Origin of the sequence: Psychrobacter sp. PG1 (genome assembly GCF_014897815.1) — a bacterium.
In the GTDB taxonomy this organism is placed as follows: domain Bacteria; phylum Pseudomonadota; class Gammaproteobacteria; order Pseudomonadales; family Moraxellaceae; genus Psychrobacter.
Genome location: NZ_JABUZG010000053.1, coordinates 45,182 through 58,652, shown reverse-complemented (window position 1 = coordinate 58,652; position 13,471 = coordinate 45,182). Strand labels below are relative to the sequence as shown.

10 protein-coding genes are annotated in these 13,471 nt (G+C 44.5%); 5 read left to right on the top strand and 5 right to left on the bottom strand.

Annotated features, from left to right (window positions below; all coding sequences use genetic code 11):
- Positions 1–163: 163 nt before the first annotated feature.
- From fba to ruvB, 3 genes are all read left to right on the top strand, one after another.
- The gene (gene fba, locus INT03_RS06465) at positions 164–1,201 is read left to right on the top strand and encodes a class II fructose-bisphosphate aldolase (protein WP_193008296.1); all 1,038 of its coding nucleotides are present in this window, start codon (positions 164–166) and stop codon (positions 1,199–1,201) included.
- 94 nt (positions 1,202–1,295) lie between these two features.
- Positions 1,296–1,916 (top strand): Holliday junction branch migration protein RuvA, encoded by a 621-nt coding sequence (gene ruvA, locus INT03_RS06460; RefSeq protein WP_193008294.1) that lies wholly within the window; start codon positions 1,296–1,298, stop codon positions 1,914–1,916.
- A 203-nt stretch (positions 1,917–2,119) separates the two neighbouring features.
- The gene (gene ruvB, locus INT03_RS06455; RefSeq protein ID WP_045447074.1) at positions 2,120–3,100 is read left to right on the top strand and encodes a Holliday junction branch migration DNA helicase RuvB; all 981 of its coding nucleotides are present in this window, start codon (positions 2,120–2,122) and stop codon (positions 3,098–3,100) included.
- Positions 3,101–3,192: 92 nt separating this feature from the next.
- On the opposite strand, the gene INT03_RS06450 is transcribed toward ruvB, so the two are convergent.
- The 5 genes from INT03_RS06450 to INT03_RS06430 form a co-directional block, all read right to left on the bottom strand.
- Positions 3,193–4,608 (bottom strand): FAD-binding oxidoreductase, encoded by a 1,416-nt coding sequence (locus INT03_RS06450; protein WP_193008292.1) that lies wholly within the window; start codon positions 4,606–4,608, stop codon positions 3,193–3,195.
- A gap of 184 nt (positions 4,609–4,792) precedes the next feature.
- Positions 4,793–6,454 (bottom strand): ABC1 kinase family protein, encoded by a 1,662-nt coding sequence (locus INT03_RS06445; protein WP_193008290.1) that lies wholly within the window; start codon positions 6,452–6,454, stop codon positions 4,793–4,795.
- Positions 6,455–6,591: 137 nt separating this feature from the next.
- Positions 6,592–7,296, bottom strand: a complete 705-nt coding sequence (locus INT03_RS06440) for an SCP2 domain-containing protein (RefSeq protein ID WP_193008288.1) — start codon at positions 7,294–7,296, stop codon at positions 6,592–6,594.
- A gap of 111 nt (positions 7,297–7,407) precedes the next feature.
- Positions 7,408–8,544, bottom strand: coding sequence for a bifunctional demethylmenaquinone methyltransferase/2-methoxy-6-polyprenyl-1,4-benzoquinol methylase UbiE (ubiE, locus tag INT03_RS06435; RefSeq protein WP_193008287.1), 1,137 nt, complete (start codon positions 8,542–8,544; stop codon positions 7,408–7,410).
- Positions 8,545–8,625: 81 nt separating this feature from the next.
- Positions 8,626–9,336 (bottom strand): FFLEELY motif protein, encoded by a 711-nt coding sequence (locus INT03_RS06430; RefSeq protein ID WP_193008285.1) that lies wholly within the window; start codon positions 9,334–9,336, stop codon positions 8,626–8,628.
- Positions 9,337–9,589: 253 nt separating this feature from the next.
- Between INT03_RS06430 and INT03_RS06425 the strand changes: the two genes are divergently transcribed.
- Both INT03_RS06425 and INT03_RS06420 read left to right on the top strand, forming a co-directional pair.
- Positions 9,590–11,218 (top strand): ATPase, encoded by a 1,629-nt coding sequence (locus tag INT03_RS06425; protein ID WP_193008283.1) that lies wholly within the window; start codon positions 9,590–9,592, stop codon positions 11,216–11,218.
- A 638-nt stretch (positions 11,219–11,856) separates the two neighbouring features.
- Positions 11,857–13,464 carry an inorganic phosphate transporter gene (locus INT03_RS06420; protein WP_193008281.1) on the top strand — a complete coding sequence of 536 codons (1,608 nt, stop codon included), beginning with the start codon at positions 11,857–11,859 and terminating at the stop codon, positions 13,462–13,464.
- The last annotated feature ends 7 nt before the right edge of the window (positions 13,465–13,471 follow it).

Below are 13,471 nucleotides of genomic sequence, written 5' to 3'. Positions count from 1 at the left end.
GCAATTTTTGCTATAATCACGGCGTAATAATTACGATCAAAAAACACTGGTTTTTTGCTGGTCTGACTATTATCAGGCTAGGGTTTTAGGGCAATTGTTGCAACATCGTATTTTTAAGAATATTTCTTAATATCATATTCAAAATTTAATCAGAGAGCGTCTTATGGCTTTAATATCGTTACGTCAACTTCTAGATCATGCCGCCGAAAATAACTACGGTGTCCCTGCTTACAATGTTAATAATTTAGAGCAGATGCGTGCAATCATGATGGCAGCCGACGCCTGTGATTCTCCTGTTATCGTACAGGCTAGTGCCGGTGCACGCAGTTATGCAGGCTCTGCATTTTTGCGTCATCTGATTATTGCTGCTATCGAAGAGTGGCCACATATTCCAGTCGTTATGCATCAAGATCACGGTATGTCACCAGCGATTTGCCAACGCTCAATTCAGCTTGGCTTTTCATCAGTGATGATGGACGGCTCGCTCGGTGAAGATGGTAAAACGCCAATGGATTATGATTACAATGCCAGCGTGACTCGCGAAGTTGTCAAGATGGCACACGCGTGCGGCGTCTCTGTAGAAGGTGAAATTGGTTGCTTAGGTAGCCTTGAGACCGGTATGGCTGGTGAAGAAGACGGCTCTGGCGCAGAAGGCGTATTGGATCACGAGCAGCTATTAACCAGTGCTGATGAAGCAGAACAGTTCGTTAAAGACACCAACGTCGATGCGTTAGCCATTGCTATCGGTACCAGTCATGGTGCTTATAAATTCACCCGTCCACCGACAGGCGACATCTTATCGATTGAGCGTGTAAAAGAGATTCATGCCCGTATTCCTAACACTCATTTGGTCATGCATGGCTCGTCATCAGTGCCGCAAGAGTGGCTAAAAGTTATCAATGAAAATGGTGGCAACATTGGTGAGACTTATGGTGTACCGGTTGAGCAAATCGTTGAAGCGATTAAGCATGGTGTGCGTAAAGTAAATATCGATACCGATTTACGTTTGGCATCAACGGGCGCTATTCGTAAATTCCTTGCAGAAAACCCGAGTGAATTTGATCCGCGTAAATACTTCAAAGCCTCTATGGTTGCAATGTCAGATATCTGTACCAATCGTTTCGAAGCCTTTGGTTCTGCGGGTCAGGCACATAAAATTCGCCCAATTAGCCTTGAAGGTATGGTCAATTTTTATAAATAAGCGTTGCCAACAAGATATGCTTATTTAATAGCATTTATCATTAAATAGCAGCTCAGTTCATTTTTTATATCAGCTCTAATAAAGGTAGTGGATTATGATTGGATTGATTAGTGGTCAAGTGCAGTATTTGATGGCACCGACTGCATGTGTCATGACTACCTCTGGTGTCGGCTACGATATAGAGCTGCCGCTACCGTCATTTTGCCAGTTGCGTCTCAATGAGCAAGCGAGTATTTGGACGCATTTTCATGTTCGTGAAGATGCGCAGCTGTTGTTTGGCTTTATTGATCGTAAAGAGCGTGATGTCTTTCGTCAGCTGATTAAAATCAATGGCGTTGGGGCAAAAATGGCATTGGCTATGCTATCTGCGATGTCAGCAGCTGAGCTCAAAATGCATGTCGAGCAAGAGTCAGAGACAGCATTGACCCGTATCCCTGGTATTGGTAAAAAGACAGCACAGCGCTTATTGATTGAGCTAAAAGATAAGCTGAAAAATATCGAAGTCGATAGCAGTCATTTAGAGTTTGCCATGCAACCTGCTGAGGTGTCTCACGAGGGCAGCATCATCGCTGAGGTAGAAGGCGCGTTGATTAGCTTGGGCTATAAAGAAAGAGAGGCACAGCAAGCGATTAAAGCCGCTAAGAGTAATGGTAATACCTTTGCCGATACGCAAGGTTTACTAAAAGCCACATTGCAACAGTTGTCAGGATTTTGATTCATTCAGCTCACTACCATCAATAAGTATCAATAACTCTTAAATAGATAAGCGACATTCATTGTCGCTTATTTTCGTTTTAGGCTGTGCTTTATTTGGTAGCTGCTTTATGATGTTTTGCATGACTTATACGTAGCGTTTGGTTATGCTATTTACTACCTATTCTTTAAAAATAATGATTTAATATAATGATAAAACCTATGATGCAAGATCGTTTGATTAATCCATTCGAAGGGGCAGGCGATGCGCCTGATTCTAATATTCGACCGGCATTATTGGCTGAATACATTGGTCAGCCAGTGGTACGTGAGCAGATGGAAGTGTTTATTGGCGCAGCGCGTGGTCGGGGTGAGGCATTAGATCATACTTTGATTTTTGGTCCGCCTGGTCTTGGAAAAACGACGCTTGCCAATATTATTGCTCGTGAAATGGGTGGTAATTTACGTTCAACCTCAGGGCCTGTGCTTGAGCGCCCCGGTGATTTGGCAGCCATGTTGACCAATCTAGAAGAGGGTGATGTGCTATTTATCGATGAAATTCATCGATTGAGTTCCGTTATTGAAGAGATACTGTACCCCGCCATGGAAGATTTTCAGCTGGATATTATGATTGGTGAAGGACCTGCGGCACGCTCTATCAAGCTGGATTTACCGCCGTTTACCTTAGTCGCGGCAACCACGCGAGCAGGATTATTGACCTCACCACTGCGTGATCGTTTCGGCATTGTGCAGCGGCTCGAATTTTATAATATTGCTGATTTGACCACGATTGTGAGTCGTGCCGCCCGTTTGATGCGTGTACCGATGAGTGAAGATGGCGCGGTGGAGATTGCTCGTCGCGCGCGTGGTACGCCAAGGATTGCCAATCGTTTATTACGCCGTGTACGTGATTATGCTGAAGTGAGAGGCGACGGTAGTATCAATGGCGCGATTGCTGGCAGTGCGCTCGATATGCTGGCAGTTGATAGACGTGGTCTTGATCATTTGGACAGACGTTATATTGAGATATTGCACGAACGCTTTGATGGCGGTCCAGCTGGCGTTGAAGCGGTAGCAGCAGCAATGGCTGAAGATCGCGGTACGCTTGAGGATGTGATTGAGCCATATCTTATTCAGCAAGGCTATGTATTGCGTACCGCACGTGGACGCGTACTGACCCAGATGGCGATTGACCAGATGTTATGAAATTAGCCTAAAAAATGCCCCTACGTTTAATACTCTAGTTAAACGTAGGGGCATTTTTTAGGCTTTGATCTCTTATAAGCACCATTCGACAGTTAAACAGCGGGTAAAGGTTCAGGCCATATTTTACCCGGATTTAAGATATTATTAGGGTCAAGAGCTGATTTAATCGCTTGCATCAGCACTAAGGCGTTACCGTGCTCTTGCTGCATATATTTTTGTTTGCCTTGCCCGATGCCATGCTCACCTGTACAAGTGCCATCCATTTCAATAGCGCGGGTAGCTAAGCGGCTGATAATGCCGTCAGCGGTAGCAACTTCTTCAGGGTTATCGGTATCGACCAATAACAAAACATGAAAATTACCATCGCCGACGTGACCGACGATAGGTCCAATCATACCTGACGCTTCGATGTCTTTTGCTGTCTCACTGACACATTCTGCTAAGCGTGAAATGGGCACACAAGCATCCGTCGATAAGGCGCTGGCTTCAGGACGTAGAGCAGAGCTGGCATGATAAGCGTTATGCCGTGCTTGCCACAGACGCTTGCGCTCGGCTTCATTGGTATCCCAAGCGAAGTCACGACCGCCGAATTCTTCGATAATATCCGTAAACATTTGAGCTTGTTCAGAGACGCTGGCATCTGTGCCATGGAACTCTACAAATAGCGTAGGCGTCTCATCCAGATCAAGATTGGCATATTGATTACACGCTTTAATTTGCATGGCATCAAGTAGCTCAATGCGCGCAATCGGCAAGCACATTTGAATGGTCAGCATTACTGCCTGACAGGCATCTTCAATCGTTGGGAAATGGCAAATACCGCTACCTATACACTCGCTGATGCCGAATAGTTTAAGCGTCACCTCAGTAACAATACCAAGTGTCCCTTCTGAGCCGATCATTAATCTCGTCAAGTCATAACCCGCGGCAGATTTTTTGGCACGGGTACCAGTGCGGACAATCTCTCCACTAGCGGTGACTATCTCAAGCGCGAGTACCACATCTTTCATCGTGCCATAACGTACCGCATTGGTGCCTGAGGCACGAGTGGCGACCATACCGCCGATACTGGCATTAGCACCCGGATCTATTGGAAAAAATAGTCCAGTATCACGTAAGTAGTGATTGAGCTGCTCACGTGTGACGCCTGGTTGTACGGTCACTGTCAGATCTTCATTATGTACCTGCAATATTGCATCCATCGCATGCATATCGATGCATAATCCACCATATGGAGCATTTAATTGACCTTCTAAGGATGAGCCAATACCAAATGCAATCACTGGCATTTGATACTGATTGCAAATCTCCACCGCAGCTGCTACCTCGTGCTTATCTTGTACTGTCAAGACGGCATCTGGTGGCTGATTGGCAAGCCACGTCATCGTATGCCCATGCTGCTCACGTACCGTTATATTGGTAGTAAGTTGTTTACCGAAACGGGTTTGTAATGCAGCAATAGCCTCGCTGTGGTCTTTTTTAGCAATTGATATTTTAGCGGTAGACATGGGTGACTCCTATACAGGGCGTCTTTTTTAACGACACAATGAGAAATGAGGCAATGTAAAAACTAAGCTCTCACTCACTTTAAATGTCACTAAAAGCAATGAAAGTGAGTGAGAGCTTATTGAATAAAAATTAGATAGTAATGGCTATTAACCAATACTTATTTTTATTAAAAATAACAGAGCGTTAGGCTAAAATACGCCAAACGACAACCAAAATAGCCAATATATAAAAGATAGGCGAGAGCCAGCCAACAACCTGTGTTGCAATGGCGATGAAAATGGCAAAACCTGACAGTGCTAGCCAATCTCGGCGGCGATCATTAAGCATATCCGCACGAATTTGTTGTATTTCTCGCAGTTGACTGTCTTGGCGTGATCCTTGTGAGGCAAGGCTTTGTAAGCCTTGATCCAGTAGCTTTGGAATATCAGTCGTCGATAATAAAATCTCTGGTAACTGCTGGCGTAAATGTTGTAAATTACGCATCGGATCGAGCTGCTCTTTAATCCAACTGCTTAAAATCGGCTTGGCAAGTGACCAGATATCAAGGTCAGGATACAAGTCGCGACCGAGTCCTTCGACATGAACCAAGGTCTTCAATAGCAGCATAAGTTGCGGCGGAATACTCATATGGTGACGACGTGCGATATCTAAAATTTGCATTAAGACACCAGCAAAGTCGATATCATTGATAGATTTTTGCAGCATTGGACCAACCGTGCGTTTCATATCGCGCATCAGGGCATGCTTGTCTGTATTTGGTGGAATCCAGCCAGCTCTACTGACGATATCAACCATCGCCGTAAAGTTGTTATTCATCACCGCCAACAGCATGCGCGCCACAATGAGTTGATCGTCTTTTGATAGCGTACCCATGATGGCACAATCAAGTCCGATATAGCGTGGTTCATGACCTAAGTCAACCGCTGCCATATCTGCGGTGAGTGTTTTAACTGGCGGCGTCTCTACAAACACATTGCCCGGATGCATATCGGCATGAAAAAAGTTATCGCGGAATACTTGGGTAAAAAATATCGTTAAGCCTTTTTCTGCTAGTGCTGCTCGGTCATAACCTAGCTTATCAAACACTGCAACTTGCGAGATAGGAACGCCTTGGATACGCTCCATGACCATCACATTTTTGGCAGAATCATAGACTTCTGGTACATACATCAATGCGGAACCCAAGAAGTTGTTGCGCATCTGAGTGGTATTGTCTGCCTCTAAGGTCAAATCCAACTCGTTTAACATCACTTGGCGATAGTCTTCGACAATATCGACGATATGGATGGCACGTGCCGCTTCAATACGCGCTGATGCCCAATTGGCCAGCTCACGTAGTAGCTCAAAATCAGCAATGATGGTGGTACGAATATCAGGACGCACCACTTTTACCACCACTTCACGACCATCATGCAGCGCAGCAGTATGTACTTGGGCAATAGAAGCCGCCGCTAGAGGTTTGACATCAAAGCGTGCGAACAGTGTGCCAATCGATTGACCAAGACCGTGTTTAGGGTCTTGGATTTGGGTAATGGCCACATCAGAATTGAAAGGTTTGACTTTGTCTTGTAGCTGAACCAATTGCTCGATAATCTCAGGCGGCACTAAATCGCGACGCGTTGACAGCAGTTGTCCGAGCTTTAAAAACAGTGTGCCCATGTCTTCAAGCGCATATTTAATCGCATTGGGTTGGTGTTTTTTACCCCACGCCGCTGGATGTAGGCGAATCAAACGCGCCAAAGGTTGCAGCTGTGGCGCGTCTTCGATAGAAAGATGAGTATCGATGCGATAAGTTGCGGCGATACGCCAAAGCTCAAGTAAACGGGCGCGATGAGATAATAGCATGAGGTATGGGTACTCTAAAAAAAGTCGAAAATAGGGTGGGCACTGCACTTATTTATAAACTGTGCTTGTCCATAAATTGCACTTATCTATAAAAAGTGCTGTCGATAGTAGGATTTAGCGATCATCGACGACAACATTTATTGATGAAATGAGTTATTGAGAAAACGTGCCTGTTCATCTTTGATAGCAGCAAGTTTGGCCTCTTCACGTTCGACATCAGCCCGCAGCTTTAACAGTTGCTGCTTAAGATCGTTTACTTCTGCTGCCTCGGTAGGATCAGGAGCACTATTACCTGCCACCTCATTAGCCCAGTCGCTGACATCGTCAAAAGCGCGTTTAGCACTATGACGCCAGCTACCTTTTAGCTGTGATATAAGTAGATGTAACTGACTGGCCATCGGCTTACCAATAAATGGCTCAAGCTGTCCTGCGACATCTGGGTCGAAACCTGCGACCAGTTGTTTGAGCTGCATGAGCACCTTATAATCACCCGCGATAGGTAAATTGCCTTCGGCACCACGCATCAGATTCAGCAGTTGCGCTGGGTTATCTACAGTAATGGTACAGTCTGGACGACTATGACCAATCCGTGCGCGCTCCATACTGGCTTGTTGGTGCTCGTTCATCGCGCCCCTTTGCTCAAACACACTCTCGGTTGTCACCGGCTCAAAACGTAAACGCTCATGAGTGAATAAAATATCCAAACGAATTTCAGGCATTGCCATATTGAGTCGCAACACTTTGCCAGCAAGCGGTGCCAATCCTGATTTGGTAATCTCATCACTAGCAATAGCAAGGTTAATCAGCTTTTCGGCACCCGCCAAAAGTAGAACAGTCAGCATAAGGCTCTCGCATAGTCAGTTGAGCGCCTTAAAAGAGCGCATCATTTATAAAGGTCAGTTGCCACCACTTTACGTGATGGCATGTCTATTACGATGGTTTTTAACTTAATCTTACGCTTTAAAGCCGCGATGGACAGCGACAATACCAGCCGTCAAGTTATGATAATCACAATTTTCAAAGCCCGCTTGCTGCATCATCTGTTTCAGCGTCTGTTGATCAGGATGCATACGAATCGATTCGGCCAAGTATTGATAACTCTCAGAATCATTGACAATCAGCTTGCCCATAAGAGGTAAGGCAGTAAATGAGTATAAATCATAGGCTTTAGACAATGGCTCAAATACAGGTTTTGAGAATTCTAAAATTAATAAACGACCACCTGGCTTCAGCACACGGTACATCGATTTGAGCGCTGCGTCTTGGTCTGTGACATTACGCAGACCAAAGCTAATAGTGATTAGGTCAAAGCTATTGTCATCAAATGGCGCGAGTGTTTCTGCATTGGCAAGTACAAAATCGACGTTGTTGCAGCCAGCATTGATTAAGCGTTCACGACCGACTTCGAGCATGGCGGCATTGATATCTGATAACACCACATGACCGTTTCTGCCGACTTCACGGCTAAAGACTTTGGCCAAATCACCCGTACCACCAGCGATATCAAGCACATGTTGACCCGCACGCACGCCTGACAAGCTAATCGCATAACGCTTCCATAAGCGATGAATACCGAAGGACATTAAGTCGTTCATGATGTCATATTTTTTGGCGACTGAGGTAAATACGTCCGCCACGCGCGCTTGTTTTTCAGCCTTATTGACGGTCTTGTAGCCAAAATGCGTTTCTTCATTACCATCAACATCAGGTGTATGCGGATTATTGATGTCATCACGCTGGTTAAAAAGCGTTTGTTTGGCGGTTTGTGTTTGTGCAGATGCATTATCTACAGTGTTGCTATTGGCGTTGTTACTGGTAGTATGGTTTGGCATAGTGGTTTGTTGGCCTTGTGGCGTTCCCGTTGGTAGGTCTTGGACTTGTGTAAAGTCATTTTTCTTACTGTTTTCTACGCCAGCATCAATACCCGTATTAAGCGTGGTATTAGTTTCATAGTTTTGACGTGCTTGCACTTGTGCCGTGATGTTTTGATTGTGGGTGATGCTATCTCTGACCAATTTATCTTGCAGGTGACCATTGATGGTAGGTTTTTGATTGAGATGCGCGTTGTTATTATGGGTGTTATCGGTCATAGCATTATCCTGTTATTCACTTTTATGATTATTGGTTTGCAAGGTATAAAATAGTAGCTAACCAAGCAAATGATACGTCTATCATACACCAAACGTCATTGGCTTACCGCCATTATCCGTCTCATGAACACGGTCAATAATCTCAAGCTCACGCTCACAAAATGGTTCAATGAAACCACTGACACTGTCTAACGGACGCATCGCGATAAATCCAGCATTAATAAATTCATATAAGGGTTGATAGTTGTAACGGTAGGCGGTGCCTTTAGCCAAGGCAAAGGCTTTTTGCAACATAAAAGAGTTTATATATTTATCGGTACGATAGCACACCTCTTTTAAATGACCGATTTGGATACGTCTGGTGTCGGCTTCATTGACCGCACGATAGGCGTTCAGCATGTTGTCTTCGTTAACGGCTAAATCTTGAGCCAATAGCCATTCTGCTAAATGTAAATCCAGCTCTATCGCTAAGATAGCGGCTTGTATCGCCATGCTGCCGGTTTCTAAAGCCGCTGCTGGCGCAAAACGCTCGACTTTTTGTGCCTTGGGTACAATGCGTTCTAACTGTTTGGCCAACAATTTAAACTCATCGCCGCCATACAATTGTGTCAAAAAATAATCTGCCATCAACTGATTTTGAGGTTGCTCAAACAAGTCTTTGTGAGTGTTTTGAATACGATCTCGTTGCCAAGCTTGCACCTCGCTAAGTTTATCGTTTAATGCCAAATCTTCATGATAAGGCAGTGCCCAAAAACGGTTCAAATGTTGTTGTAAATCGGCTAAAGAGGCCATGGTTAGTAAACCTGCATAAAAGTAAAGAGAGTTAAAAGGTTGCGAATAAAAAGCTCAGGATAAACCATGTTTTATACTTTTGGTTTTTGTATTTATAGAGCGTGATTACAGCATGTGTCTGAGATTGTGTTCACCTTAAAAGAAAATAAAGCAGAATACAAATGTCAAACTGTTACATAGCAGCGTTATTTACCGAATTGCTGCAATGCTATGATGACGCTAATATGCTTTCAATCATAGGATGATGACAGTTATGAGCAAAAATAATAAGACGGCTGAACCCACCGCACCACAAGCGCTAAGTGCACAATTTAGTGAGAAAATTGTCTGTGAGCGCTTAACTCCCAATCCCCTGAGCCAGTTTTCTATGGACAAAGATGCACTGAGATTGGCACTGGTCACGGCCCAATATGCTCTACGAGCAACGCGGCAACAGACGCCACCAACCCTCAATAAACCAACAGGGTTATTGGTATTGGTCAATGGTATGGAGCAGGCAGGCAAGGGCACTGCTGTCAAGCAATTGCGACAATGGGTAGATCCTCGACTACTTAAAGTTGAGGCAACCGTTGGTGATTGTCCCTTAGCGTATCAGCCGATTTGGCAAGCACATACCAAGGCATTACCCCGTCATGGCGATGTGATGGTTTATTTTGGCAACTGGTATGCTGACTTGCTTTATAACGTCATGCGTATGGCAACGTCAGACAACGACAAGACGTTGCCGATTGCGCAATGGCAAGCCTATTTACAGCAGCAGCTTATTAAGCTACAAGCATTCGAACAAGACCTAGCTGCCAATCAAACCCGACTGCTTAAATGCTGGTTCCATGTCGATATCGAAACGTTGCAAGCGCGACTGAATGACGATGAAGCCGATCCGCAGTTTTTATACCAAATTGACTGGAATAGTAAAAAAGTTATCGAAACCTTTAATCAAGTGGCTACCGTTCTGCTACGCCAGCAAGATGATTGGATCATCATTGATGGTGATGACAAATCAGATGCGGCTGACCATTTTTGCCATGAAGTGCTACAAGCGATGCAAACCGCGCTAATAAGTAGTAAAATCAATAAAGTACAAACCTCTGATAAATCAAAGGCTAAGAAGCAAGCTCAGCAAGCACTCAAATCAGCAAAGTTTGAACCTGTAAAAATTCCTAAATGTTTAAAAGATATCGATGAGGCAGAGATTGACAAGTCGGACTACCGTGATGCGTTGGTAGAAAAACAAGTTCGCCTTGCACAGTTGCTGCGTGCGCGCAAAGGGCGTCATATCGTTTTTGCCTTTGAAGGAATGGACGCTGCTGGCAAAGGTGGCGCGATTAAAAGATTGGTTGCGCCTCTCGACCCACGCGAGTATCAAATTTATAATATCAGTGCGCCAATGCTGTATGAGCTGCAACATCCCTATCTATGGCGTTTTTGGACCAAACTTCCGAACGAGCAAACCGACCGTATTAGCCGTATTGCCATTTTTGATCGGACTTGGTATGGGCGCGTTTTGGTTGAGCGCATTGAGGGTTTTGCCACGGATGAAGAATGGCAGCGTGCTTACGATGAAATCAATCGCTTTGAGGCGGATTTAGCCGCGGCGGGGACAATCGTTATCAAATACTGGTTGGCTATCGATAAAAAAGAACAGCTTAAACGTTTTGAGGCACGTCAAAAGACACCGCACAAGCAGTTTAAGCTGACGGATGATGACTGGCGTAACCGTGATAAATGGTCGGATTATGTGCAGTCTGCGGCGGATATGCTGGCACGTACCGATACAGAGCACGCACCGTGGTGCGTCATCGCGACCAATGAGAAGCGTCAAGCACGTTTGGATGTTTTAGATCATGCGATTAAGCAACTATCAGCGGTGTGTGGCAGCTGATATGCGATTGGTCATTCAATTAGGTAGCTGGTTACAAAGCGCCATAATTATATATTTAACGTTAAATAAATTCAGGGAAAGAGAGTATAATGCTGCGTTACAGCAGGATGTTTTCTAACACATATGCTGGCAGTTACAAATCTTGCAATATCATCATGCATTATGCGCTTATATTTAATATAATAGGCGCGTAATAGCTCCTGCTGTGCACGAAACTCACTGAGTGAGTAGAGTGTTTTTACCCTTTGACACAGACATTTTAATCACTCTGGTTAATAAATTTGGCAAAGGTTCTTACAATAGCAGTTATTAGAACCAAAATTATTACTACGACATATCTAAGCCGCAAGCTGCTGTAATCAGACGATTTGGCAATATTCCTTGCGGCTTTGTGACATATTGAGTGATGTGTTTTACCTTATTTACTGCCTTTACGTAAAATAAAATACGAGTAAATAAAAGATAAGCGTTAGGGTAGAGCACCAAGATAGCAGTAAGAAAAACCGTTTTTAGCAAGCATATTGCGCGTTTCATATACGTTATATTAATGTCAGAAGTTATCACGAGCATTATTAATAGCCGCGCAATGTCATCAACCGCCTATAATTTCAATCAGCTTACGCAGGACGTATCAACGTATGGGTATTAGCAACAGTTCTACAGAGCCAGCCAAATCAGTCGGTTCTATGAGAATAAATCTATTTTTTGCCATTTTACTGATTGCGATGACCGCCTACTTTTTGTGGTGGGGTCTAGATTACACGATGCGTCAACAGACGACGCTATTTATTGTGGCCACTGCTTTTGGTGTCTTTATGGCATTCAATATTGGTGGTAACGATGTCGCCAACTCCTTTGGTACCTCAGTAGGTGCAGGGACGTTGACTATCCCGCAGGCACTGGGTATCGCAGCGATATTTGAAGTATCCGGAGCCGTACTGGCAGGTGGTGAAGTCACCGATACCATTCGAAGCGGCATTGTCGATTTAGATGGCCTTTCGGTAACGCCCAACCAATTCATTTATGTCATGCTGTCAGCGCTCATCGCTGCCGCATTTTGGCTGTTATTTGCCACTAAAAAAGGTCTGCCCGTTTCGACCACGCACGCCATTATTGGCGGCGTTGTTGGTAGCTCTGTTGTATTAGGTATCACGTTAGGTGGTACTGAAATGGCATTATCAACGGTGAATTGGAGTACGATTGGCACCATCGCGATTTCTTGGGTATTATCACCGCTATTGGGCGGCGTTTTGTCCTATGTATTATATGGACAGATTAAGAAAAACATCATTGAATATAATGATAGAACAGAGGCGCACATTGCGACTTTGAAAGGCGACAAAAAAACCTTAAAACAAAACCACAAAGAATTTTTGGACGGTTTAACAGAATCAGAACAGCTGGCCTATACGTCAGCGATGTTACGTGATCAAGAAATCTATAAAGATGATGATTGCGATGTTGAAGATTTAGAGACTGACTACTATAAACAGCTTTATGAAATTGAAAATGAACGCAGCAACCTTGATACGCTAAAAGCGTTGAAGCAATGGGTTCCTATCATTGCGGCAGCAGGCGGCGCGGTCATGGCCTCTTTGGTCATCTTTAAGGGTCTAAAGAATGTCAATAATGGCATGACGACGCTGCAAGGCTTTTTAATCATGGGTATGATCGCGGCGCTGGTGTGGCTTGCGACCTTTATCTATACCAAGAGTATCCGCGGTAAACATAAAGAGGATTTGACCAAAGCGACGTTTATTATGTTTAGCTGGATGCAAGTCTTTACCGCCTCTGCTTTTGCCTTTAGCCATGGCTCAAACGATATTGCTAATGCAGTCGGTCCTTTTGCCGCGATTATGGATGTTATCCGTACCAATAGCATTGCAACTGAAGCCGCTGTACCGCCTGCGGTTATGCTGACCTTTGGTGTTGCGCTTATCGTTGGTCTTTGGTTCATTGGTAAAGAAGTCATTCAAACGGTTGGTACCAACTTGGCAAAAATGCATCCCGCTTCTGGTTTTTCAGCTGAATTGGCTGCGGCAGCAGTGGTTATGGGCGCATCAACCATGGGTCTGCCCGTATCGAGCACGCATACCTTGGTCGGTGCAGTACTTGGCATCGGTATTGTCAATAGAGACACCAATTGGGCGTTGATGAAACCTATCGGTTTGGCATGGATCATTACTCTTCCTGCAGCAGCGGCAATGTCTGCAATCAGTTATATTATTTTGGTCAATATTTTTTAACACGTAC

Excerpts from the sequence above, each read along its gene's own strand:
- fba (WP_193008296.1), top strand. The coding sequence starts at position 164 with ATGGCTTTAATATCGTTACGTCAACTTCTAGATCATGCCGCCGAAAAT.
- ruvA (WP_193008294.1), top strand. The coding sequence starts at position 1,296 with ATGATTGGATTGATTAGTGGTCAAGTGCAGTATTTGATGGCACCGACT.
- ruvB (WP_045447074.1), top strand. The coding sequence starts at position 2,120 with ATGCAAGATCGTTTGATTAATCCATTCGAAGGGGCAGGCGATGCGCCT.
- INT03_RS06450 (WP_193008292.1), bottom strand. The coding sequence starts at position 4,608 with ATGTCTACCGCTAAAATATCAATTGCTAAAAAAGACCACAGCGAGGCT.
- INT03_RS06445 (WP_193008290.1), bottom strand. The coding sequence starts at position 6,454 with ATGCTATTATCTCATCGCGCCCGTTTACTTGAGCTTTGGCGTATCGCC.
- INT03_RS06440 (WP_193008288.1), bottom strand. The coding sequence starts at position 7,296 with ATGCTGACTGTTCTACTTTTGGCGGGTGCCGAAAAGCTGATTAACCTT.
- ubiE (WP_193008287.1), bottom strand. The coding sequence starts at position 8,544 with ATGACCGATAACACCCATAATAACAACGCGCATCTCAATCAAAAACCT.
- INT03_RS06430 (WP_193008285.1), bottom strand. The coding sequence starts at position 9,336 with ATGGCCTCTTTAGCCGATTTACAACAACATTTGAACCGTTTTTGGGCA.
- INT03_RS06425 (WP_193008283.1), top strand. The coding sequence starts at position 9,590 with ATGAGCAAAAATAATAAGACGGCTGAACCCACCGCACCACAAGCGCTA.
- INT03_RS06420 (WP_193008281.1), top strand. The coding sequence starts at position 11,857 with ATGGGTATTAGCAACAGTTCTACAGAGCCAGCCAAATCAGTCGGTTCT.